The sequence below is a fragment of the Microbulbifer sp. A4B17 genome (genome assembly GCF_003076275.1).
In the GTDB taxonomy this organism is placed as follows: domain Bacteria; phylum Pseudomonadota; class Gammaproteobacteria; order Pseudomonadales; family Cellvibrionaceae; genus Microbulbifer.
Map to the genome: position 1 here is coordinate 1,385,219 of NZ_CP029064.1, position 21,706 is coordinate 1,406,924.

General features: G+C 44.3%; 16 protein-coding genes. 10 read left to right on the forward strand and 6 right to left on the reverse strand.

Annotated elements, in window-relative coordinates; translation table 11 throughout:
• Window positions 1–28 precede the first annotated feature (28 nt).
• Window positions 29–859: a right-handed parallel beta-helix repeat-containing protein gene (locus BTJ40_RS06150; protein WP_108732261.1), complete on the forward strand. Its 831-nt coding sequence runs from the start codon at window positions 29–31 to the stop codon at window positions 857–859.
• A 340-nt stretch (window positions 860–1,199) separates the two neighbouring features.
• Window positions 1,200–2,012 carry a right-handed parallel beta-helix repeat-containing protein gene (locus tag BTJ40_RS06155; protein ID WP_108732262.1) on the forward strand — a complete coding sequence of 271 codons (813 nt, stop codon included), beginning with the start codon at window positions 1,200–1,202 and terminating at the stop codon, window positions 2,010–2,012.
• A gap of 148 nt (window positions 2,013–2,160) precedes the next feature.
• On the opposite strand, the gene BTJ40_RS06160 is transcribed toward BTJ40_RS06155, so the two are convergent.
• Window positions 2,161–2,958 carry a right-handed parallel beta-helix repeat-containing protein gene (locus tag BTJ40_RS06160; RefSeq protein ID WP_108732263.1) on the reverse strand — a complete coding sequence of 266 codons (798 nt, stop codon included), beginning with the start codon at window positions 2,956–2,958 and terminating at the stop codon, window positions 2,161–2,163.
• Between the two features lie 431 nt (window positions 2,959–3,389).
• Between BTJ40_RS06160 and BTJ40_RS06165 the strand changes: the two genes are divergently transcribed.
• On the forward strand, window positions 3,390–3,764 hold the full coding sequence (locus BTJ40_RS06165; protein WP_157953915.1) for a hypothetical protein: 375 nt from the start codon (window positions 3,390–3,392) through the stop codon (window positions 3,762–3,764).
• Window positions 3,765–4,594: 830 nt separating this feature from the next.
• Window positions 4,595–5,617, forward strand: a complete 1,023-nt coding sequence (locus BTJ40_RS06170; protein ID WP_108732265.1) for a hypothetical protein — start codon at window positions 4,595–4,597, stop codon at window positions 5,615–5,617.
• A 90-nt stretch (window positions 5,618–5,707) separates the two neighbouring features.
• Here BTJ40_RS06170 and BTJ40_RS06175 read toward each other — a convergent pair whose 3' ends face one another.
• Window positions 5,708–7,789, reverse strand: a complete 2,082-nt coding sequence (locus BTJ40_RS06175; RefSeq protein WP_108732266.1) for a TonB-dependent receptor — start codon at window positions 7,787–7,789, stop codon at window positions 5,708–5,710.
• A 439-nt stretch (window positions 7,790–8,228) separates the two neighbouring features.
• Here BTJ40_RS06175 and BTJ40_RS06180 point away from each other — a divergent pair, with 439 nt between their 5' ends.
• Both BTJ40_RS06180 and BTJ40_RS06185 read left to right on the forward strand, forming a co-directional pair.
• Window positions 8,229–8,600 (forward strand): hypothetical protein, encoded by a 372-nt coding sequence (locus tag BTJ40_RS06180; RefSeq protein WP_202862865.1) that lies wholly within the window; start codon window positions 8,229–8,231, stop codon window positions 8,598–8,600.
• 4 nt (window positions 8,601–8,604) lie between these two features.
• Window positions 8,605–10,239: a PepSY domain-containing protein gene (locus tag BTJ40_RS06185; protein ID WP_108732267.1), complete on the forward strand. Its 1,635-nt coding sequence runs from the start codon at window positions 8,605–8,607 to the stop codon at window positions 10,237–10,239.
• Window positions 10,240–10,392: 153 nt separating this feature from the next.
• On the opposite strand, the gene BTJ40_RS23045 is transcribed toward BTJ40_RS06185, so the two are convergent.
• Window positions 10,393–10,566, reverse strand: a complete 174-nt coding sequence (locus BTJ40_RS23045) for a thiamine pyrophosphate-dependent enzyme (RefSeq protein WP_369974280.1) — start codon at window positions 10,564–10,566, stop codon at window positions 10,393–10,395.
• Between the two features lie 893 nt (window positions 10,567–11,459).
• Between BTJ40_RS23045 and BTJ40_RS06190 the strand changes: the two genes are divergently transcribed.
• The 4 genes from BTJ40_RS06190 to BTJ40_RS06205 all read left to right on the forward strand — a co-directional run bounded on the left by BTJ40_RS06190 (window position 11,460) and on the right by BTJ40_RS06205 (window position 16,085).
• On the forward strand, window positions 11,460–12,224 hold the full coding sequence (locus BTJ40_RS06190) for a right-handed parallel beta-helix repeat-containing protein (RefSeq protein ID WP_157953916.1): 765 nt from the start codon (window positions 11,460–11,462) through the stop codon (window positions 12,222–12,224).
• Between the two features lie 388 nt (window positions 12,225–12,612).
• Window positions 12,613–13,701, forward strand: coding sequence for a hypothetical protein (locus tag BTJ40_RS06195; protein ID WP_108732269.1), 1,089 nt, complete (start codon window positions 12,613–12,615; stop codon window positions 13,699–13,701).
• A gap of 111 nt (window positions 13,702–13,812) precedes the next feature.
• Window positions 13,813–14,835: a hypothetical protein gene (locus BTJ40_RS06200; RefSeq protein ID WP_108732270.1), complete on the forward strand. Its 1,023-nt coding sequence runs from the start codon at window positions 13,813–13,815 to the stop codon at window positions 14,833–14,835.
• A gap of 227 nt (window positions 14,836–15,062) precedes the next feature.
• Window positions 15,063–16,085 carry a hypothetical protein gene (locus tag BTJ40_RS06205; RefSeq protein WP_108732271.1) on the forward strand — a complete coding sequence of 341 codons (1,023 nt, stop codon included), beginning with the start codon at window positions 15,063–15,065 and terminating at the stop codon, window positions 16,083–16,085.
• Window positions 16,086–16,324: 239 nt separating this feature from the next.
• On the opposite strand, the gene BTJ40_RS22200 is transcribed toward BTJ40_RS06205, so the two are convergent.
• From BTJ40_RS22200 to BTJ40_RS06220, 3 genes are all read right to left on the reverse strand, one after another.
• Complete coding sequence (locus BTJ40_RS22200) at window positions 16,325–16,519, reverse strand: hypothetical protein (protein ID WP_157953917.1); 195 nt, start codon at window positions 16,517–16,519, stop codon at window positions 16,325–16,327.
• Between the two features lie 519 nt (window positions 16,520–17,038).
• The gene (locus BTJ40_RS23050) at window positions 17,039–17,488 is read right to left on the reverse strand and encodes an MFS transporter (RefSeq protein ID WP_157953918.1); all 450 of its coding nucleotides are present in this window, start codon (window positions 17,486–17,488) and stop codon (window positions 17,039–17,041) included.
• Between the two features lie 462 nt (window positions 17,489–17,950).
• A complete protein-coding gene (locus tag BTJ40_RS06220; RefSeq protein ID WP_108732274.1) occupies window positions 17,951–20,968 on the reverse strand; it encodes a thrombospondin type 3 repeat-containing protein in 3,018 nt (1,005 codons plus the stop codon).
• Window positions 20,969–21,706 lie beyond the last annotated feature (738 nt).

A 21,706-nucleotide genomic window follows, 5' to 3' on the forward strand; every position in this document is an offset into this window, starting at 1 on the left:
GCTATTTATAACGAATACAACGCTAAGGATGAATTTGATGAAAGTCCATCGTTCAACGCTTCATAAAATCGCCATTGTATCAATAATTGGGGTAGCCAATGTTCCTACTTCCAAACCTGCGGCTGCCGATGATGTTGAATGTGGGGGTTCGATTACTACATCTGTTACCTTGGATGAAGACCTCATTTGCGATGTCAGCCCTGTTTTAACGGTTATAGGTGCGGATGGACGGCTGAATATGAAAGGGCATGAGGTTCAGTGTGATAGTACTGAAATTGGTATATTGATCGAGGGGAGAGCGGCTCTACTTCGAAGCGGAACAGTCTCAGATTGCGAGATAGGAATTTTAGCTGGTGGGGAAGGTTTCCATAATATACAAGAGGTATCCACATCAGCCAATTCTTACGCCGGATTTCAATTAGACAGTGATAGTAATTATATGACAGCTTGCACTGCTCAAAATAACACCGGAGTGGGCCTGATCGTCAGCGGAGAGAGAAATAATGTATTCCAGAACAGCACTGAGGGAAATACCTCGACAGGTATTCAGGTGGATGGAAATAGGTCTTATATCACTAAAAATTTCAGCTCTGGAAATGCGGGCTCTGGTATTGTAATCAATGATTCCAATAATAGTTGGATTGTGGAGAATGCCGCAGAAAATAATGGAACTTCTGGCGCCGGAACGGCGGGAATCTTAATGAATGCTTTTGATCAACAATATAATCTGATAGTTCTTAATGTGGGTATCCTTAATGAAGACTTTGATGCCCAGGGTCTAAATAGTGACCCCTGTAATAGTACCAATTTATGGCGAAATAACAGCTTTGATACTTTAGATCCTGCTTGCCTGGATTGAAGTATAACATTGTATGAGAGTAATAGTTTGAAGGTGTTACGTTACTGTCTTGCGTTTGTAAAATGTTATCCCGATAAAACTCTCGTCGTTAGCTGTCGCTGCTTGTTTATGTTTTGGTTTTCATGATCCTTTATTCTTTTATGTGTTTGGCTTGGAAGTTTTATTGATATCATTAATTATAGTTAGTTTAGGAGTGCTTAGTGCGCCTTATAGTTGTTGAATAGTTAGGTGGAGTAGAGTTAAAGAGAATTTATTCCTATGGCCATTTTAGATATATACGACGAAACTGTTTGAGGTGATTTTCTGGATGTATATTTTAATGTAACTTAAGGAGAAGGTTATGAAGAATAGAGATCGCGGAGTGGTAGGGAATTTCTTTGTAGCGGCTGGAATTTTGTATGCTGCCTCAAGTGGTTTTGCTTATGCTGTTGATTGCGGCGATACGATTACCACTCCCGAAACACTTGATCAGGATCTTGTCTGCGCAACAGAGCCAGCTCTAACTATAGTGGGTCCTGCAGGTAGCTTGGATATGGCAGATTTTACTGTTAGATGTGATGGAGCTGCTATTGGTATCCAGATTGAGGGGGTTGGGGCCTTTTTATCAAATGGTGTGGTAACATTTTGCGATATCGGAATATCTGTGGATGGTACTGGAGCGCATAATATACAGGAAATTAGAGTCGATGGGGCGGATGTGGCAGGAATCTCCATAAATAGTAGCTTTAATTCTATTAATCAATCAGGAATATTTAAGAATTTTGGTTCTGGTATAATTATCTCTGGTGATAGCAATAATGTCACTGCATGTACTTTGCTGGATAATTTACAAAACGGTATCGAGTTGAATGGTGATCGTAACCTTATTGTAGCTAATGAGATTATGCGGAGTGAATTTAATGGTATTGTCATTGGTGATGCTGATGGAAATACGGTTGCCCAAAATACCGTTGCAATGAATGGGATCGGTGGGGCGAATACTGCTGGAATTCTAATCCAGCAGAAGGTTAATGAGCAGTCGGGAAATGTCGTTGTTAGTAACGATGTGTTTAGCAATATAGACTTTGATTTGCAAGATAACAATTCAGCCCCCTGCTTAAATAGCTGGGTGGGGAATTCGTCAACTGCAACAACTGATGGTGATTGTATCTGAGTGATTTTTAAGGTTTGCAGGATTTCTTTCGATACGAAACCCTATTTTAAAGTATTTTTAGTTTGCATGGTAATACTGAGGTATATTTCAACCTTGTAAGCCCGCAGTAGCGAATAATTTGCCGTGCGGGCTTATTTTCAATTGATTTTTAATCTATACAGGAATCACCAGATGTGCCAAAATTGTTGCCTTGCCACTGAGTTCCTATACAGGGCGGTGTATTCTGATCATCTGCGTCAAAGTCCGGATTTCCGAAAGCGGTATTTCCAATAATGAAATTTCCGGTTTGTCCTAGGCTTTCTACAACGATTCCTGCTGAGTTATTTGAATTTGTAGTGTTTTGGATAAAGTAACTATTGTTTGAATTTCTTATCCGTATTCCAAAAAGGGAGTTTAAACTTGACTGAGTTTGAGAGATAAAAGTTTCACTGCCTTCTACTATAATCCCGTTTTGACCATTATTTTCAATTGTAGCACCAATAATTTGATTCCCATTTTCAAAAATTTCCATGCCATTTCCAGAGTTGCCGCTGGAGTTTATATCAATTATAAAGTTATTATTACTATAGATGCCGACCCCTTCAAAAATACTATTCGTAGCGTTAACACCCTGAATATTATGTAATCCGGCACCTTCAACGCTTATAGCGGTCCCACAGCCGCCAACGGTGTTGGTTCCTGCCCCCCCTGTTCCCCCTATTAGACTGGCGGCAGTACCATCCAAACTGATTCCAGCTCCTTGTCCGGTACAATTAACGTTAAAGTCGTTAAGATTTAAGCTGCCCGTAGGGCCAACTATTGTCAGTACGGGATTGAGCGTACAGCTTGTAATGTCATTATCTAAAATTTCAGCAGTTGTTATGATGTCTCCACAATCTACAGCCTCAGTTAAATGGCTAAAAGGCATTGTCGAAATTGTTAATGCCAGTATATAGCTTTTCTTCATTACTTGTGCTCCTGGTTTAAAATTGCTAACTATTTAGTGGCTGAATGAGCCTCTGAGAGTTTGGTTCAGGTTTGTTGGATTATCACTAATATCTGTCTGTGTAGCTTGTATTGTGGCGTTGTTATGGATTTCTTTTTTGAAGAATTATTGGACTCTGTTTCTTCAGGAGGGGTGGTTGGATTTACCTGTAAATATCAGGTGTGGAGCGCACATGTGTTTTTTTACCGGAGTTTCAGTGTATAAGGTAAAAAGCCAGTCAGAAATCTAATCCATTTCGTAGTTTAGTTGTTGCAGATAATACAGTTGATGGATGAAGAGGGGAGTTATAGAAGCTTATGATTATTGCTCTAGAGTGCTGGGTGGTAAGGGTGAAAGTTATGAGCAGTTTGTCGTATTACGAATTATTTTGTCGCTTTTTATTGGAGGTAAATATGAAGTTCCTGAATGTCTCTTTCTTTTCAACGGTTATGGTAGCTGGATTAATGTTGTCATCTCTGGCGGTAACAGCGCTTGAGTGTGGTGATACGATTACAACAGCTGAGGTGCTCTCTGAAGAGCTGCTATGTAACGTTATTCCTGCCTTATTAGTTGTTGGTCCAGCTGGAAGACTGACAATGGCTAGGAGGGGAATAGAGTGTTCTGGTGGTAATATCGATATTATCCTGGTGCGCACTGGCGCATTTGTTACAGGGGAAAAAATTAATGACTATAGTATCGGCGTCCTTACCAGTGAGAATGGGTTTCACTCTATTTCTGATATAGAAATAGAGGATTCAGGAAGTTTTGGCATACAGCTTGTAAGTTGAAATAATACCGTTTCCCGGTGTGAAGTGGATGAGAGTTCCAATATCGGTATATTGATCATTGGTGACGGGAATAGTGTTAATTCCTGTGTTGTAAGCGAGACTGGTGGTCTCAGAATTAAAATTCAAGGGGATAATGCCCCGTATTCTACAAAATACGGTTAAGCAAAATTTTTTTTACGGGTATTTATATAGATCGTTCTTCCGGTGGGCGAGTTTTACAAAGTACCATGATAGATACCGTTGGCGGGGAGGGGGTGGCAGAGAAATAACTATGCAGGCTTTGGGACAGCATAATTATGTGATCTCAGGTAATCAGGTGTCTAATGGTGATAATGTAGATCTTCTGGATAAAAATGAAGATACATGTATGTTAACTAATGCCTGGTTTGAAAATATCTTTACTTCTGAAGCTCCTACTTGTCTGGAGTAGAAAATTCAGTTTTAGAGTTTTTATGAAGGCTAGTGAAACGCCGCTTCCACAGCGTTTGGATTTTGAGCTGACTATATACCCAGATAATGGCCCATTGGGGAGAATTTTTTCCTATATTTTCCACACTATTCTCCTATTGCTGAAAGTGCCATCGGAGATAAGACTCAACACAGCATCAAGCATGAGTTTCTGACGGAAGCTGGGGATTTAGCCCTTTTGGGTGCAGCAGTTTATAAGCATAAATGCTGAAGTTCTGGTATTTGTTTTGGCGATATTAAGCACTTCCTGATAGTAAATCGCTTTCTCATATTTGGATTGCATATGGTGCTAATTAATTTCGTGTATTGATGCAGTATAAGAAGCTTAATTTAGCGACATTTCATATTCTAAGGAGATAAATATGAAAAGGTGTGCCCCGTTGGCGACTGCGGTCCTGCTTGCTGTTGCAAGTCAGGGTGTTTTTGCTTCCAACAATGTTGCGGTCCTGAACCAAAACGGAACATTTAATAATGCGACAGCGGATCAAAGTGACGCAACAGTGACATTTAACTTTATCGGTCAAACTCAGGTCGGTGATGCCAATACGGCGCTTGCCACTCAGTTAAACAGTAATACTTTAAGCACGATTAATCAGTTACAAACTGGGACAGCGAATGATTCGACTGTTACCCAGAATGGGTCTGATACTGTGGCTGCGGTTATTAGCCAGAATGGTATAAACAATATAGGTGTAATTAATCAGGTTTTGTCGAATACCAGTGCAGCGACAATTAACCAGTTTGATGTTTTAAACTTGGCCACAATTAACCAGAACAATACTACTACTGTGGCTGCAGTTATTGGCCAGAATGGTATAAACAATACAGGTGTAATTAATCAGGTTTTGTCGAATACCAGTGCAGCGACAATTAACCAGTTTGATTTTTCTAACTTCGCCACAATTAACCAGAACAGTACCACTGATGTTGGTGCAGTAATCACCCAGATGGGTAATGCTAACATAGCGACTATGGTTCAAAGCAATAGTACAACCAGCTCAGCAGTAACGTCTCAAGAGGGTAATACGAACGTGGCACAGGTGTCGCAGTTTGCCTCCGATACTAATATTTCCACACTGAGCCAATTGGGTACTATCAACGAAGCTAGTGTAACGCAAACCGGTAATAATAATACCAGTGCCATTAGCCAGCAGAATGTCTCGAATGATATAGCTCATTCTCAATCTGGCAGTTTTAACTTGGCAACCACCAATCAGTTTGGTGTGGACAATACAGGTGCAACGGTTCAGGGCGGAATGAATGGGATTGCAACTGCATTGCAGTTGGGCAATACAAACTCATTTACCATCAGCCAGGCTAATGACTTTCAAACTGCCACTGTTTCCCAGATCGGGGATAGTAATATGGCAATTGTGGTTCAGTAGAGAGAAGTTAGGAAAGAATCTGCATTTCCGGTTCCTGAGCGAGGCGATCTTACTCAGGGACCGGGATTTAGCTGTCGATAGTGAAGCTAATTAGAAATGGTAGGTAGCGGATACACCGATATTACGTGGTTCAACAATAGCTACGTAGCCATCTGGATAACGAGCCCCGACCGGCTCAACAGTCAAGTATCCCTCTTCGTCAAACGCGTTGTTGATATAGGCAGAGATGCTCCAGTCTTGGCCCTCATAGTTAGCATTCAGGCGCGTCAAAACGTAATCACCAGCAACTCGCTCTTCGGTATTGGTAAAGTCACCGTAGTACTCACCTACATAGTTTGCAGAGATACCTAGATTGATAGCATCGGTAATCCAGTATTTTGTACTCAGGTTTGCAGTAATATTGGGGGCTGAGTTGAGTTCATTCCCATTCGCATCGCTGTACTCAGCGCCGGCATCAGTGATTTCAGTTTCCAGTAAGCCCAGGCCGGCACGTAACTCCCATTGAGGTGTCAGCATGGCTATTGCTTCAACTTCCGCACCGTAAGTCTCGACTTCATCCATATTTATGATAACGCGAGAAGAGTTCAGAGCCTGGTAGCCGGAGTATTCATTGAAGAAGAGGTTACCGCTAAGACTGATGGTGCCGTTTGCCAGGGAGCTGCGCACGGCCAGTTCGTAGGTGTTAACGGTTTCTTCATCGTAATAGTAATAGTGATAAGAGGAGGTGCCTTGGGTACCGCTAAGAAGAGCAAGGGCGCCACCAGCTGAATTGTAACCCTTGCGGGCACTGGCAGAAATGACGGTGTCTTCGGTCAGGTCGTACTGAAGAGCAATTTTGGGGAGAGTGATTGTTTCATTGGTATTAAGAGGGTCATTCGTGGGCTCGCCGTAGGCGGTAAAATGGAAGTAACGGTCTTGCTCTTCTTTTTCGACACGTAGGCCGCTGATCAGGTTCAGTCGGTCTGTCAGTGCGTAAGTTACTTCACCATAAAGCGCTGTAGAGGTACTTTCGTCATCGCCAAAATAGGTGGTGCTGCCGCTGCTGTTAAAATCCTGCTCTCTTTCGAAGTGGGCAAAGCCGATAAAACCGTGCAGCGTGTCACTGGTGAGTCCGAAGTTCAGTTTTGCATCAAGGGTGATATTCTGTTCGTCCATGCGAACATATTGCTCGCTGCTGGCTTCCTCTTCATAGGAATCAAAGCCCCATTGATAGTCCATGTAGGCTGTCAGGATTTCGATGGAAATATCATCGTTGATCTGGTAATCCACTTTAATGCTGGTAGTTGTGGATTCGGTGTCCATATCGCGATAGAAGTAGGTCTCGTAGTCATCCACACCGGTCAGGGTGTAGTACATACGCCCGGTGTTTCCCTCTTCGCTGTTAGTGGACACAGTAAACAGTGTCTTTAGTTTTTCGCTGGGGGTCCACAGCAGCTTTCCTTTTAGGCGCTGGGTTTCCAGTGTGTTCAGGTCGAAGTCAGCGGGGTTGCCTTCATACTCTTCGGCATTGCTGATTGTGTCGCCAGTCAGTTGCTGGGCGGTCAGGCGGAATGCGAGCGTGTCCTCAATAATTGGGCCGGAAATCATACCGGAAGTATCGATATAGCCGTCCTGGTCGCGGTAACCTACGCGAGCTGCACCTTCCCAGTCAAAGCTGGGATCTTTGGTTTTGATAAATACAGAACCGGCAATACTATTGCGCCCATTACTGGTCGACTGGGGGCCACGGAATACTTCAATTTGTTCCACATCCCAAATACCGGAATCACCCGTGAGATCTGCGACAAATGGCTCGGCGACACCATCGATCAGGGTAGAAACTCGGGCTTTGGCGCCACCAGAGAAAGAGTTAAAGCCGGTGGCTGAACCGTTACCGGACACACCGCGAATATCCGGAGTAGCGCCGGAAAGTACTACTACGTTAGAGATATTGGACACCGCATCGGTGATGCTCAGGTGTTGCATGCTATTTAAGGTTTCTTCGGTAATCACGGATACCGAAGACGTGGTTTCCTTGAGGGAGCGCTCTGTTTTTTCGCCAATAACAATGACATTTTCCATTGCCTGCGGTGCGTACTCATCCTTTTTTTCTTCCGCGGCGATCGCAGTCGCTCCGATAGAAGTGAGAATAGTCAGTGAAACGGCTTTGCTGAGCAGTTGGCGTTTATACATAGCGTAATCCCTAGGAAGGTAAAGGAGTCAGGGCAATAAGGAAGATCGGTGGCGAATATAATGCTAATCATTCTTGTTTGCAAATAGGAGATTATCGCAATAAACTTCCACCATTCTTCCGCCGAGCAGTGGCTTAGTTGCGGCAACTGGCCAGTGCTTGGTAATCAGGCTGCTACCACCTTTGGCAGCAGTACTTCTAATACTTAAGTGAAAACTAGAAATGTATTCCTCAGTTTTAACGGGACTCGGGCTACTTAGTTGTGTTCTTGCTTCCTCTGTCTTTTATTTAGGGTGTCCTAATCAGCAGTGGAGTGAGCAGAGGCCAATCCAGTTTTACCCGGCTCTCTTCGCAAGCCTCCTGCTCCTAGTCACCTCCTGGATACTTTTCCATCAAAATTTATCAGCAATGTCAGCTTCCTTTACGCTTCTTAGCACTTTTATGTTAACTCTGGGACTGCTGCCTTTTAGCGGGGTGCTGGATAAGCCAGGCAAAGTCTTGGCGAAGAAAAAGAAACGAATCCAAAAAGGGCTGGAAGGCTATAAACCCCAATGGTGGGTAAAAAGCCTGTGTGCAGTTTTCTTGGGGTTACCCATTGCAGTTGCCATTGCTGGATTGATTGCTCTGTGGGGCCCCGGTGATGTAGTGGTCGATGATAAAAGCCAATTCGTGATGTGGCTGATCACTCCTGTCTGGCTCACTTTGGTGAGTCTGGTTTACCTGTTTATTAGTGTCAGGCGTATGTTGTCTCTCTACCTGGGGCTAAATTTGGTGCTGTTTACCCTGTTGTGGGTAGCGAGATTCGGAGGCTAAGAATATGCGCGTTGAATTGATTAAAACTTATAAAAGCGTGCATACCTGGACCGGTATTCTTGCGGGCCTGTTTCTGTATATCGCTTTTATCGCTGGTGCCCTGACCATGTTTAAAGGGCCACTCAATCAATGGGCCCTGCAGCCTGAAACCACACTGCCAAGTATTTCTGTCAATCAGTATGACAGCCTTATTTCTGAGGTTTTGCAGGCACATCCGGAAGCAGCAAAACAGATGACCGTCCAATTGCCGCTGGCGGGTCTGAAGGCTGCGCCGGTGAGTTGGGAAATAGAGGACGAAGAAACCCATGGCCATACTCTCTGGTATGCGAGTTTCAATGAGAAAGGGGAGCTGATCACTCAGAGCTTTACGGTTTCCGCCATTGGCGAATTTGTCGACCATTTACATCGCACCGCTGGTATTCCCGGTGGTGAGGGCCACGATGCTTTTGGTACTTATGTATTGGGTGTTGTGGCGGCACTGTATTTTGTGGCGCTGATTTCGGGCCTGATTGTTTTCCTGCCCACTTGGTTTAAGGATTTATTGGTACTCCGAAAGGGTAAGAACCGCAAGCGTTACTGGCTGGATTTTCACAATGTACTGGGTATCACCTCGCTGCCATTTCACCTGATTATCGCTTTTACCGCCTTTGTATTTGCCTTCCATGATCCGCTTTATGGTGCCCTGCGCGTGGCGGTTTACGGTGACTCCCCTATGTTCACTCGCCCGGCGCCAGCAGAGGTGAAGAGCTTCTCTGAGCTGGTACCGGTGGCAGAATTGGAAACTGCGATTCAGGAGCGGGAGCCTAAGTTCCAGATGGCGGAAATCCTCTATATGGGCCTGGATACCCGTTCCCCGCGTATGCGGGTTGGTGGACTAATGCACGGTGAAGTAGTGCGTGGCGCTGAGTACGCCTATGTGCTCGGAAATCCTTACCTGCGGGAGGTTCCTTATAGCAGTATTCTACCCAGTAACTTCAATGGGTATAGCGGCACGGTAGTGAGTATTTTTTCACTTCACTTCGGCAATTTTGGTGGAAATGCCGTGCGCTGGATTTATTTTGCACTTGGTATTATGGGTGCACTGATATTTTTCACTGGTAACCTGCTTTGGATAGAAAGTCGCCGTAAAAAGCGCAGGGGGCAAGATGAGCTGCCTGTGCAAACAACTTCATCAATGGTTATGGCAAGGCTGACAGTCGGTGTGGGACTGGGCACAATCCTGGGTATAGCTGTGAGTATGTTGACGGTTAAGTGGCTGCCTCACGCGCAGGTGGATATTGAGTTCTGGCAAAAAGCTGCTTATTACTCAGGCTTCTTTCTTGCGGTGGCCTGGGCATTTATACGCCGGCCAATGGTTGCCGCGCGACAGCTCCTTATTTTCTGCACCGCTACAATCGTGCTGATTCCTATCAGCTCCTTAATAAAAGGCGAGTTGTTGGGAGCTGTTACCCCGGTATGGGCAGTTGATCTTGTCGCTCTGCTTATTGGGATATCTTTTATTCTGGTTTTGGCGTGTTTGCGCAAGCGCCAATCAAAAATTGAGCCGGATAGTGTTTGGTCTGAAATTGCGGAGCAATCTGATATAGAGAATGACATTGCAAGTCCGCTGCCTAACACTCACCCACAGGCATCGGGTTAATAGACGAGGCTGAAAAAAGGGGCCCTGTTTAGAGCCCCTTTTTTTATCACTTAAATTTTGACTTTTGAATCAATGTCGAATTGCATGTCCCAGCCTTCCCAGATATACATTGATTACGAAAGGCCCCAAGTGATTGTTCGAGCACTCCAGGGCTTATGCAAAGTCACTTTCAGTATGATCTTCTGCGCCGTTTATACTGCTATCAACACCAAATGAACCATTACCATCCAGGCATATTACTCTGCTCTTCGGACTTGCAACGGCTATGCGGGTAGCGATGGGGAAGCCTGAACCGAAAGACGCCCAGTTACCCAGACTTGAAGTAATAGCAAACGTACTTTAATGAGATTGTTATAGTCTTCGGTATTACCGACTAGTAGATCGACTTCCTTGATAAAGTGCGCTAGTTAGTGATAAAGGCTGTTGATAGATATCAGCGTTGTTCCTGGGGGCTGCTCAAAATTTTTATCGAGTACTTTGGAAAGTAACGCCGGTAATACGTCCCGAAAATGGATATGTTTAAAGTTCCTGCCGCAGATAGACACACTGTCCTGATCCAAGGTGATGGTGTTGGCTGGATTGATATTGTTTGAGAAGGCACCGGTATTAAAGTGGTATACCAATATTGAGCAATAGATTGGTATTTTCAATAGTACGTGTTACATGGCGCCCAGATAATTCTCCCTGATAAAACCCTGCGCGATTAGGTAAATGCCCCAGATATCCTACTTTGGCATCGAAAGCGATGGCAAAGGGAATTTGTGTCTGTTTAAAAAATGTCTCAACAGTAGTTGCTATTTAGTTTCTTTCAATAAATACACCGGTTAACGCTGCCGCATGTTTAGTGTCTTTCTTTTTAAGAAGTGGATGCATATAAATTGTTTTTAATGTTGTGTATTAAGAACTTTTTTGGTGTCAATGTTTAATGTTTTTTAATAGGGTGATTTTGTGGTTTCTTTTGGTGTAATTATTATATTGCGATATTTCAAGTTTTATTGATATTTGAATGCTGGGATAATTTGGGGGTTGGTAAATTTAGGTTGAGATAAATGTGAGTATTAGCTAAAGGTATGAGACGTTCTTCTCATGGTTGGATGTTTTTATGCAGCTAAAATTTGAGATGTTTTGGGGTTGATCTAGGTAGCCTTCCAAAGTGTAATCTTTTCATATTTTACTATCTATATGGGTCTAAGCATATGAATATAATGCGGTTGAAGTTTATGTCGACATTGTTGATGGTTTTTCCACTGGCTTCTTTAGCCGAGGTTGAGTGTAGAGATATTATAACGACAGCAGAGGTGCTTACAGAAAACTTAATTTGTAGTGATACTCCGGCTTTAACGATTGAGGGGCCAACCGGTAGTTTAAATATGAATGGATTTACCTTGGAATGCAGGGCGCCGGATAGGGGGATTGATTTGTTAGGCACAGGCGCTGTACTTTCAAATGGAATAATAGAAGATTGCTCTATTGGAGTTTTTGTGAATGGCGATGGTTTTCATAGTGTGCAGTCGATGACGATTCAAGATAGTTTTGATATTGGTATTTTGTTATTGAGTGAAAATAACACTGTTAGTGGCTCTACGGTTACCGGATCTATTAATCGTGCAATAGATATTCTAGGTGCAAATAATAGTGTGATAGGGAATTTTATTTTCGATAATCAGGGAGGAGCACCCAGGGGGATAGCAATTGGTGGTGATAATGCATTTGTTTCCCAGAACTTTTGTGATGACAATGAGGGTGCTGGTATTGTAATTGAATCCTCTTCAGGCGGCCTGGTTATCCAGAATGTAGTAACAAATAATAGTCAAACAGGCATATCAATGGAGGGAGGAGGGCAAAGTGATTATTTGGTTGCCGGAAACATAGCAACGGATAACCCAGATGGAGATTTAGTTGATAGTAACCCTGACGCCTGTATGTCTACCAACTTATGGTATGGGAATATTTTCGATACAGCTGATCCTAGCTGCTTAGAGTAAGTGGTATTTTATGGGGCAGTCTAGCAATAAGACTGTCCCGACTCTCACTGCCATGATTAAAAGCCGCAGTTGACGGCTATTACAAATAATTGAAGTACTTTCTTCCCACTCTCTTACAACTAATTTCTCATAGAAAAGTATTTTTCTCTCGGCAATACTGTTTACAGCATCGTTGTATCACTCAAGAAGTATCGCAATATTGTTGTTTGTATGCGAAGTAGTTTGAGTTTGGCTCATGGATCTAGTCAATTATCCGTCACCGCTCCCTCTATGTGGCGTGTATTACACGCCACAACCTCAATATTTGTTTTACTCAATGATGCTGCTTTCCTGAACAAATTGTCGTAAATGCTATCTAGCTGGACCTGTCATCGTTAAGGAGTATTAGATGAACATGTACAGACCTATCGCAGCAGCTGTTTTACTTTCCATGAGCGGAACTGCCGTCTTTGCTGGAGATAACACCTATGATGTCCTCCAAGTAGGGTCGGGTAATACGGCCAATTCAGACCAAAGTGATCCCTCCGCAATTGGCAATACAGTTATTCAAGTCCAGGTGGGCGATGATAACGAGGTGAATGCAACCCAGAATCTTTTTACCTCTTTCAGTTTGATTCAGCAATCCCAAATTGGTGATAGCAACTATATAGAATCAACTCAGAGCGGCTCAGTGTTATCAAGCACCTTTGTGGAGCAGGTTGGGAGTAATAACTCGGCAGGTACTCTACAGCAATTTGCTGAACTCAGTACTTTACTGGTAGTTCAAATTGGTGAGAATCATGACACATCCCTAATTCAATCCGGGACTCTTGGTGAATTTGTCAGTGTCATACAAATAGGCGATTCAAGTGAAATAACTGTTATTCAAAATGGAACTGCCGGGAATACAGTCTCATCCCTTCAGGAGGGTAGTGATCAGGGTGCGATAATTGTGCAAAATTTGAGCGCCGGGAATAGTATCAGTACAGAACAATTTGGAAGCTCTCACGATTTAGATGTGAGTCAAACTCTTGCCTTTGATTCTACTGTTATTATTTCCCAGGCTGGTAGTAATAACCAAGCAGAGGCTTCCCAGCAATCGATTGGGAATTACAGTGAAATACGGCAGGCAGGAGAAGGCCTGTTCGCTAATCATTCGCAGGCCGGGGTCTCTAATGAAGCCTACTCCCTACAGTTTGGTAATTCAAATAGTGCCGAACTCTTGCAGGCAGGTGACTTTAGCGTGTCCCAGAGTGAGCAATTTGGCAGCTCTAATACTGCTGAAACTGCACAGACTGGTGGTTTTAATAATGCAGGTATTTTGCAGCTAGGAGGGTCAGGAAACTCTTCAGTGATAGCTCAGCTTGCTAGTTTCAATACAGGAGCTACTTCCCAGTTAGGCAATTCTAATCAGGTCACTTTAAGCCAGACGACGATTAACAATACTGCATCTGCCACTCAGGTAGGTGATGGTAATTTCGTATTGGGATTACAGTAAACCCTGATATAAGTATCGTTTTAATTATTAAATTTTAAAAATTGAGTATTTGTTTATACGGATATTTAGCAGTCGGCTACTTTCTGTTCGACTGCTTAAAAGGAGTTCGTGATGAATGTATTGAAGCCTGTTTCACTCGGCGTTTTTGTTGCGATGGCCAGTGCGGCCGCTTTCTCTGCTGACAACACCTATAACGTACTTCAGGTGGGCTCAGGTAATACAGCAACTGGTGAACAAAGTGATCCTTCAGTAACCAATAGCCTGATTAGTCAAATACAGATTGGCGATAATAATCAGGTTATGGGAGAGCAGCAATTATTCACTGAGTTCAGCAGTATTATAGAGATTCAAGTTGGCGACAGTAACTTTATGGAGGTTTACCAGGCCGCAGCTGTTTTATCTTCAGTGTTCGTTAGTCAAGTTGGAGATAGTAATAATGGATTTATTTCACAAGAAAATGTTTTGGGTAGTACCGTAAATGTTACTGAAATTGGTGATAACAATAATTTTCTAGTATTGCAAAGTAACAGTGTAAATGATTCCGTAACGGCAGTTCTCATTGGTAGCTCCAATAACAGTGGTTTTATACAAGATTTGGGCTTAGGTAATTCTGCCAGCAGTTTTCAATTTGGAGATAACCTGAACTCATCGATTGACCAAATTAATGGCGCAGGTAACACTGGCACCGTGTTGCAGTACGGGAGTTTCTTGGATGCCTCAATTAGCCAAGACGGCGCTTTTGATTCTTACTCACTTATTATCCAGAACAATGCCAATAATATATTTGAAAGTAAGCAGGAAAATGTAGGTAATACCAGTGTAGGTTTCCAGGATGGAACCAGCTTGGAAGCAATACAGCTGCAGATTGGTAACTTTAGCAGCGGCTACATACAACAGTTTGGAGGCTTGAATTTTGCGGAGTTAGCGCAAAGTGGTGATTTTAGCACATCGGAAATTTTACAGTTTAGTGGGCTTTTAAATACAGCTCTTGTGGTGCAGTTAGAGGCATTCAATACAGCTATTGCTGCGCAAACGGGTGATACTAATCAGGTAACCTTAAGTCAAACTACGATAGGAAACTTCGCTACATCAGCTCAATTTGGTGATAATAATACTGTACTCGGACTTCAGTAGGTATTATTGATTTTTTATCGCCAAGCTGTTTTCTTGATAAACCAAGCCCCTGGGTTTTTACCTGGGGCTCGGTTATTTCCATTTAAGTTCAAGGGATATTAGCCTTTAGTTGATTTATAAATTTTATCACCTTGTGGATAGCTTACAGGTTTATCATCAATTGAATTTTTTATGATCGGGTCTGTTTTTAGGTCTGAAGCTATATGGATTTATTGGAGAAATTTTAGATGAAAAAGTGTACATTTGTCGCGGTTGGTGTCTTACTTACTGTAGCTGGCTCTCAGGTTATGGCTGCCGATAACACTTACCAGGTTACGCAGATCGGAAGTGGAAATTCTGCAACTGGTGAACAGAGTGACCCAACAGTAAATGGTAGTACGATTATACAATTGCAGATAGGTGAGAGTAACCAAGCTGTTGCTATGCAGGAATCATCGACAGAATTTAGTACAATTATCCAGAGGCAAGTAGGTAGCAACCTTTCTGCAAATGCCGTGCAAATGGAATCCGTCTTGTCAACATCCATACAAGATCAGTTTGGAGAGGGGAGTTCTGCAAACTCCCTTCAGGCAGATACAGAGGGCGATTACTCCTACGTGTTTCAGGCCGGATCAAATCATGATATTTCTGTAATACAGGCTGATAGTGTCGGTGATTCTGCCAGTATTACTCAATTAGGCAGCTCCAATACAGGTTTTCTCTCTCAAACCAGCAGTTTTGGTAATATGGCAACCATGGTTCAGGTTGGTGAAAGCCTGAATTTTTTTATGAGTCAGGATTCTGGTGTAGAAAATAACGCATTGGGTTTTCAGGCGGGTAACTCAATGACAGTGAGTATCATACAAAATTCAGCCTCATTCTCTAATTCTGTAGCTCTGCAGGGAGGTAACACCAATTTAATTGATAATACTCAACAGGGTGTTGGGCACGAGAGTTTTGCGGTTCAAAATGGCACCAGTCTTGAGATTATCCACTTGCAAATTGGTGCGTTTAACACCGCATTAACTGAGCAGTTTGGAGGGATAAATACTGCCGAGACTGTCCAAAGTAATGGGTTTAACTTTGCGGAAACATTGCAGTTTAGCGGCCTGCTTAATACTTCGCTAATTGTACAGTTGCAAAGTTTTAATACTGCTGTTGCACTGCAAACCGGTGATACTAACCAGTTAACGCTTAGTCAAACTACGCTGAACAATTTAGCTACTGCAGAGCAGTTTGGAGATAATAATACAGTTCTCGGGTTGCAGTAGAGATTCTTTTAATGTTGAGAGTGAGCTCCTTTTTAGCTTAGAGCTTCTCTACCCGGGCGTGACTCCTGGGTAGAGGTGTGAGATTTTATTTTGCATTCTGTAAGAGTGAGTTTTATTAAGTAGTGCCAGTGGTAATAACTGGCACTACTATTTTATTGTTTCTCATTGTGGATTGGGATGTAAGTTGGGAGGTAGGCGTCTGGCACTGATGAGGTAAAGGCTGAAGGATATTCAATCGTTTAGAATTTCTTATATTTTAAGGTGACAGCAAGGATAAAAAGCAGACTAAAGGAAAATACCATTGAAATAGGTGTGAATTGAATGGGGGGCATCTTCAGGTGCGTCTGGGTAAAGCTATAAATTGCTGAAGTAAAAGCAAAACTAAAGGTAAGTAGTGCTGATGCCATTCCATGTCCTTCTTTAACTTCTGCCATGGCAAAACTACTGGATAGAGGGTTGAGGAATCCCACTGTAAAACTGCATAAGTAGAGAGAGATTAATAAGGGGAAAAGAATTGTATAGTATTTCAGGTAGATTATAACAGCTACCGGGATCAGTAATGTTATCAATATTCTCACTATTGGTAGTTTGTCGTAGTTAACTAATGTACGGAATGAGAATATGCCGAGTATATATGACGCACTCAGGCCAAAAACAATCAGGTTTACTTGGTTATAGGAAAGTGTCGCGCTGTATTTTACTATTCCGTAGATATGCCCGATTATTGTCTGCATAACCAGTGCATAGCCAATCCCAGTGGATAACATATTTAAGATACAGCTTTTTGTGGTCAGACAGTGCTTCAATATCGTTAAGATGGTTTTGATATTTATGCGAGGTTGTCGATCTTTTCTGAGTACAATCAATGAATAAATCAACATTGCTGTCTCAATAGCTATCATTATGTAGTAGGCATAGCGCCAATTAATGGGAATAAAGGTGCGAGCAAGTATTTAAGATAAAATTGGGGCGACAATAATGGTCAATGAAATGAATGAAGTTCGTTTCTTAACCGCTTCTGGATTTTGGGCGTGCCGCAACATCACTGAGCGTCCTATAGACGAGTAACATCCTGTGCCGCCTCCCACTAAAGCACATCCCAGGTAGAAAGTGGTTAGACTGTGTGTGTTTGCGATAATAAAGAGTCCGAAAATTGACATTAGTTGGGCGTACTTCAAGGTACGTTCAGCACTAAAAAGGTCAGACAGGATGCTAATTACAATAGCGGAGATTGAGAACATTAAATAAAGCATACTAATCCCCAATTGAATGTGACTGCTCTGAACTCCTAAGCTTGAAGTAATAGCATCGCTTAATGGCATAGATAGCATCAGCGTCATATAACTGACGGTTGCCAAGCCATAAGAGAGATAGTGAAAATTGGGTTTAACGTGCTTATTCAATGGATTGATAGCAAATTTGGATGATTTTTTCTCATAGCTACTTGGTAATAATGTAGCTCAAAGCAGACGGCAGTTGATTGTTTCACGATTTATATGGTTGAGTTTTTTTAATTTTTCTATCTAGGGAGCCTCTGAATAATTCCGTGATGCCTCTGGCTTGGAGAGCGGTTCACAATCAAGGCGCGGCTTCGCAGGAATGTCTAGACCTTTCAAGAAGTCGCAACGCGGAGTGTGAATCGCTCTGCAAGCCCCGAAGGGCGGGCCTTGAAGGCCACAGCTGCTGCGTTGCAGCTCTTGCAAAGGGCTACGGCAATTCGCGGCGAGCTGCGCCTAACATCTACAGCCTTCAAGACCCGCAGAGGCATTACGGAATTATTCAGAGGCTCCCTAGTTCTCTTGTGAATGAGCGCCAATAAAAAGCCCCGGTTAACCGGGGCTTTTTATCTCATCCTTATCCTTCAGTTAAGGGTGTCCCACCGGTGCTGCGCATGCCAGATAGACATCCAATTGATTGTTGGTAAAGCTCAATCCTTCCAGCGTTAATCTCACCTGATCAAAGTCACTATTAGTAGTGACTAATAGCAGGCGGTGATTGCGTGCACCGTTGACTTTGAATGGAGCGAGACGATATCCGCTAGTGGACTCCCCTGTAGCTACTCCATCCAGGTAAGTGCTGATTGTAATGGTGTTCAGGTAGATGATATCCAGCAGTGATGTGGTGTGCTCTACCAGGAAGCCGACCACATGGCGCCCCTCTTTAACCGAGTGGTGGTTGACCTGAATATGGGTAGAGCCGCCTGCACCGCTGACAACTTCCATTCTGGCAGCATCGGACAGGACGCCGTTAAATACCCGTTCTACCGCGGTAATAGAGCAACCATAGCAGGGCTGTTCGATACCGTGGGTCAGGTCTGCATCTACACCGTTAACGATCTCCAGGTCTTCAAATGCTGCGCAGGACAGGCCTGATTCCTGATCGCAGGCATCGCCGATGCCATCGTGATCAGAGTCTTTCTGGTTGGGGTTGTGAGTCTGGGGACAGTTATCGAAATCGTTTTCTATCCCGTCGCCATCCAGGTCTGCATCGCAAACATCTCCCACTCCGTCACCATCAGTATCGGTTTGGTTTGGGTTTGGAATCGCGGGGCAGTTGTCGGCGGTATCATCAAGACCGTCATCGTCGCGGTCGTTATCGCAGACGTCTCCGGCACCGTCGTTATCGCCGTCCTCTTGCCCTGGATTCGGAATCATTGGGCAGTTGTCGACGTCATCATTAACGCCGTCACCATCCAGGTCTTCGTCACAGGCATCCCCAAGACCGTCACCGTCAGTATCGGTTTGGTCGTTTGGCGTTAGTGGACAATTGTCATCGGTGTTGTCTGTGCCATCGCCATCGGCATCGCTATCACACTCATCGCCGATACCGTCACCATCCGTGTCCGTTTGATTCGGATTGGGGATGGCTGGGCAATTGTCTTCACCGTCATCGTGGCCATCATTGTCGGTGTCACTATCGTCATCACAAGCGTCGCCGATGCCGTCACCGTCCTGATCGGCTTGATCATCATTTGGAATAGCCGGGCAGTTGTCGGAAATGTCCGGGACACTGTCACCATCCCGGTCGCTGTCACAGACATCACCAACGCCATCCTGATCGATATCCGACTGATCGCTGTTGGCAGTATCCGGGCAGTTATCGTTAGCGTTATCTACTCCGTCGTTATCGTTGTCGCCGTCGCAGGCATCGCCGATTCCGTCGTTATCACTATCTTCCTGTAGTGTATTGCTGACGTAGGGGCAGTTATCGTCGTCATTGAAGATGCCGTCGCCATCGAGGTCTGGATCACAGGCATCACCGACTGAATCCCCGTCGGTATCTGTTTGATCACTATTGGATGCAGTGGGGCAGTTATCGGCTATGTCATCGACGCCGTCGTTGTCGTCGTCGCTATCACAGATATCGCCACTGCCATCCCCGTCAGTATCGAGTTGGTCTGAGTTGGGTATTGATGGGCAATTGTCGGCATCGTTATCGGTGCCGTCACCGTCCAGATCGCTGTCGCAGGCATCGCCTATGCCATCGCCGTCCTGATCAATTTGATCCGTGTTGGGGATGAGTACACAGTTGTCGACGCTGTCAGGTACCTGATCGCCGTCGACATCGGTGTTGTCATCGCAGGCATCTCCGTAACCGTCACCATCTGTATCTGTTTGATCTGCATTGGGTACCAGCGGGCAGTTGTCATTTTCATTTTCAACGCCGTCATCATCGCGATCGCTGTCGCAGGCATCGCCGGTGCCGTCGCCGTCGGTATCAGTTTGATCGTCGTTGGCTACGGCTGGGCAGTTGTCATTACTATCGTCTATACCATCGCCGTCATCGTCGCTGTCACAGCTATCGCCCTGCCCGTCACCATCGATATCGCTCTGGTCTGAATTGGCGGTAGCAGGGCAGTTGTCATCGTCGTTATCAATACTGTCACCATCCTGGTCGCTATCACAGGCATCACCGACACCGTCTTCGTCGATATCACTTTGGTCGGTATTGCTATGGCTTGGGCAGTTGTCGTTCTCATCATCGACAGAGTCATTGTCGTCGTCGCTGTCACAGGCGTCGCCAATGCCATCTCCGTCGTTATCGTCTTGGTTTGGGTTGTGGGTGGATGGGCAATTGTCATCTTCGTTATCGATGCCGTCACTGTCCGCATCGTCATCGCAGGCATCGCCTATACCATCGCCATCCTGGTCGGTTTGTGAGGAGTTGGCTGCGGTTGGGCAGTTGTCGTCTTGATCGTCTACGCCATCACCGTCGTCATCGCTGTCACAGGCATCGCCAATGCCGTCTCCGTCAAGGTCGGCTTGGTCTGGGTTGGATACGTCTGGGCAGTTATCCTGGCCGTCGTCGTGGCCGTCATTGTCAGTATCGCTATCTTCGTCACAGGCGTCGCCGATACCGTCATTGTCCTGATCTGATTGGTCTGGGTTGGCTACGTCCGGACAGTTATCCAAGCTGTCGGTGTAATTGTCCCCGTCGCGGTCGTTGTCGCACACATCGCCGACACCGTCGCCATCGATATCTCCCTGTTCGCTATTTGAATCAGCAGGACAGTTGTCAGAATCGTTGGGGACGTTGTCGCCATCCAGGTCGCTGTCACAGGCATTGCCTATGCCGTCGCTATCACTGTCGGCCTGGTCCGAATTTGGGGTTTGTGGGCAGTTGTCTGAAGTGTCTGGGTGGGAATCGCCATCGTCATCAGTATCACAGGCATCACCGCTGCCGTCGCCATCTAAATCATCCTGGTCTGAATTACTAACAGCCGGACAATTGTCATTATCATCATCGATGCCGTCACCATCTGAGTCCGTGACGCCAGGGGTTGGGAGCAAGTCATCGGCGGCGTCGCCCCGGCCTCCATCAGAACCGCAGGCACTTAAAAGCACCAATGAAAATAGTATCGCAATAAGCGAGGGTAGACGCATGGTCATAATCTCCCGAACAAAATCTATTTTTGTTATCTGTCGGACAAGCGCGGTAGACCTATAAAAAATACGCCTGCAATGATTATTTATGCTGGCGCTCTTAGACTCCGGCTTATTTTTAGATAGGTGTCCTTGTTTTGGTTGTACGTATTTCTAATACTAAAGTTATGGCGCATAACCGGTTATGACTGTGGTAACTATGCGTTCTTTCTCACTAAAAGTGTGATGAATGGCGAAATTTTGGCGGGATAATTTATGGATGATAAAGCATGTAATTAGTAAAGATAAAATTACGCCATTAAAAATATCGGAATAGATAATTTGACAGTTTGCTTTTCTATTGGTCTTGATTCTTTGTGGAGTGTGAGCTGATTCTGAGCCTGATTAAACTGTTGCGAAGGTAGGGGTTGCCCCGCCATTTCTAATTGGGCAGTGGCTGAAGGCGATAAGGGGAGTTCATCTTGTGGTGAGTCTGATAAGGACCAGAGAAGATAGGAAGTTTCTCCCTGTGTTCATGGGATTTTTATAAAAATTATCATTGAGTTTGTCTCAAGCATGCTCGCCAGAAACGTAGCAGGTTGGGTTTTTGTGGAGTTTACTTTTCCTAATTGATCATAACATTTGCAGTTATGTATTTAATTCGAAATATGTCGACTAAGTTATTCTATAAGAGCGCTCTGTGAAGTCGCGTAATGTAAGTCAGGTGAGCCTAAGTCATCACCTGAATTTGTAGGTTGT